Source organism: Lysinibacillus mangiferihumi, assembly GCF_003049665.1.
In the GTDB taxonomy this organism is placed as follows: domain Bacteria; phylum Bacillota; class Bacilli; order Bacillales_A; family Planococcaceae; genus Lysinibacillus; species Lysinibacillus mangiferihumi.
Genome location: NZ_PYWM01000078.1, coordinates 1 through 2,800, shown reverse-complemented (window position 1 = coordinate 2,800; position 2,800 = coordinate 1). Strand labels below are relative to the sequence as shown.

The following is a 2,800-nucleotide window of genomic DNA, read 5'->3' as shown; positions in this document are numbered from 1 at the left end:
GAAACGCTCAGTAAATTTAATACTTTTGGGATAAGGGACAATTAATAATTGTTATCTTATATAGAGAAAAAGTATAAAAGCAACATAACTTAATTTGATTTTTAATGCTAATAGTATTTCATTCTCAGCCGATTTTTACACTGTGGTGTAAATCAGCAAGAAAATGTTACATGATTTAAACACCACAATATGGTTTGTACAAATTAAAACTTTGGTGGCTATAGTTAAAAAATAAACTTATATCTAAAGAGTGGCATAAATCCTGACGGGGCATATAGCTACTCTTTTTTAGAGGTGCTTTCAAGGATACAAGTCCTTCAAAACATTTTTGGCACCATAAGGCAGGCTTCATCCAAACCAAGAGGTTGGATTTAAAAAACTGACAAGAGGGTGTAATACATGATGAAAGAAAAAATGAATTTAATTAGTGTTAGGGATGTGTTATCGCATCCAGAAAAGAATCCAGAGACTTGGTTCTATCTTCCTCCAAATTTAAAAGAATGGAGTTTAAATACAGAGGGGATATTTTCATTAGATAGCTTTGATTTTCCACCTGATTCAGATGACTTTTTACCGGAACAAGTGAAACAAAATGGGTGGATAGAAACGTTGGATGGTGCAAGTATTGAGGATGTAATTGACAATGTAAATAATCAGTTAGAAAATCCATCACTAGATCAGTTGCTGCAAGCGTTTATTTATTATTTTGAAAATGATGCGTTTATTGTTTTTTAAGTGGTTAGATAATGATAAAGGGAAAAGATTTCTTCTTAAGTGGCATGTTGGCCGGTTAATTAGTTGTGGCCATACTGTTCAAATTCGAAGTAAGTATAGCTAATAACTCCTTTTAAATTTCAGTAGAGCATTGAAAAGCATGAAAGAATGAATTCCGTAATATGGTAATTCGTTCTTTTTATTATTATAATAAACCTTGGAATCTTTCGACCACATCGGAATCAAAGATGCTTTGGGAGCAAAGTACGCATCAATCGTTCACAGATAATGAGAGCTTTCAATTATGACGCGTGAGGGTAGGCGGATAGAGAAGTGTTCGGAAGGGAGAGCTACTCATTTTGTATGGGATGACAATACGATTCTGCATGAGAATTTGTCACAAGATAATTCTAATACATTGAAAAATTCAGTGGAGAATGCTTCCTAGACAGATATCGATATCGCAGATAATTTAGTGACATGGGTATTGTATGATGGCTTTGTCCCTTCAGCAAAAATTACAAATGAAGGCAACTTCAGCATTATTAGTGATTATCTAAGAACACCTGTCGAAGCTTATGATGAGCAAGGTCATAAGGTTTGGTCTGCTGAGCTTGATGTATATGGACGAGTAAAAGAGTTTACGGGTGACAAAGATTTCATTCCGTTTAGGTATCAAGGGCAATATGAAGATGTAGAAATGGGCTTGTATTATAACCGATTCCAATACTACGACCCAGAGCAAGGGAAGTATACGCACGTTGACCCGATTGGGCTGGCTGGTGGGAACCTACGTTGTATGGTATGTAAATGATCCTAACATTTTAGCGAGAGCACCTAGCCCAATTCTTGCTGGAAACCGAAAAAAGCTGGAGATAAAATATCAGGATATCAAGCTCACCGTGTTAGTACAACTAATACATGGGAAACACATCAATCCTTCTTTGACTCTATTGGTATGGGGGATTAAGAGATGAAGCATTTATTGGTATTATGATGCCTGGCAACCCCAACACATTAAAAGGAAGCTCTTTTAGTATGATTCATAATACTCAACACCCTATGTATAGTGATTATGTCTTGAGTAGGGTGACGGATATTGCCGATTAATACTCTCTGGGATTAATAAATGAAAAAGAGGATAGGACAGATATTCAAAAATTGCAAGTAGAATTGAAAAACAAAATACAGAAGGGGCACTTTGGTACTGTGCAATCTAGGAAATATCTTAAGTTTCAAAGATTAGGGTGATAGTATGAGTTATTATATGATTGTTAAGGATATTGTAAAGTCGCCTATTTTTTTGAAGGGCGTTATTCACGAATCATTTGATGAAACAAAATATAGTGAGGCAATGGGATACGAATGGAATAAAATCTTTTTTCAAAAACAAGAAATGCCAAAAGATTTATGGTTAATTACTAATAATAAAATTGAATTTGACTATTTTGAGGGTTTTAATGGTCATATTATGAGTAGTGATTTTTTTACTTTGATGAATCAAGTAAATACTTTACAAAAGTATGTTACATCAAATCTACAAGTTGTTAGTTCAAAGGGAAAATCTAAAGTAAAGAAACCCTATTATTTTATTAAGTATTATAATAGAGAAGATTTCGTTGATTACGAGAAGTCAGAGTTTACAAAAAGAAGTGTTCCAGAAAATAAGGTTTTTGACATAAATTATATGGTTGAAAAATATCAAAAAATTGTTCTACAAGAAAATGATAGAGACGTGTTTTGCTTGAATGACTTAAAATTAGCAAGATATCTATTTTGTTCAGAAAGGTTTAAGCAACTTTGTGAAGAAAAACAAATGAAAGGAATTCAATTTATAGAATTAGAAGATGTTCCTCAATATTTTTCTTCATATGATCGGTAATAAATTTTTGTAAGTGAGTTAATTTCATAAATGCATTTTTGATTAAAAAATACGAACAATGTGTTCTAAAAATACTAATACCTAGATTATTCATCAACATATACAAAATCCCACGGAAAAGCTTATTTGTCAGCTTTTCTGTGGGATTCTCTTTTTCACTTAAAAGATGAAAAAAGAATCCATTTCTGTTAAGGTTATTGCGAC

Annotated in this window: 3 protein-coding genes; all 3 read left to right on the top strand. The window is 32.9% G+C overall.

Annotated features, from left to right (window positions below):
• Positions 1–399 precede the first annotated feature (399 nt).
• The 3 genes from C9J37_RS27290 (at position 400) to C9J37_RS27280 (ending at position 2,596) form a co-directional block, all read left to right on the top strand.
• Positions 400–735: a DUF7716 domain-containing protein gene (locus C9J37_RS27290; RefSeq protein WP_201262233.1), complete on the top strand. Its 336-nt coding sequence runs from the start codon at positions 400–402 to the stop codon at positions 733–735.
• A gap of 454 nt (positions 736–1,189) precedes the next feature.
• Positions 1,190–1,528, top strand: coding sequence for an RHS repeat domain-containing protein (locus C9J37_RS27285; RefSeq protein ID WP_282957634.1), 339 nt, complete (start codon positions 1,190–1,192; stop codon positions 1,526–1,528).
• Between the two features lie 441 nt (positions 1,529–1,969).
• Positions 1,970–2,596, top strand: a complete 627-nt coding sequence (locus tag C9J37_RS27280; RefSeq protein ID WP_107897907.1) for an Imm43 family immunity protein — start codon at positions 1,970–1,972, stop codon at positions 2,594–2,596.
• Positions 2,597–2,800: the final 204 nt, after the last annotated feature.

Bases quoted from the DNA above. Each gene is read 5' to 3' on its own strand.
- C9J37_RS27290 (WP_201262233.1), top strand. From the start codon at position 400: ATGATGAAAGAAAAAATGAATTTAATTAGTGTTAGGGATGTGTTATCG.
- C9J37_RS27280 (WP_107897907.1), top strand. From the start codon at position 1,970: ATGAGTTATTATATGATTGTTAAGGATATTGTAAAGTCGCCTATTTTT.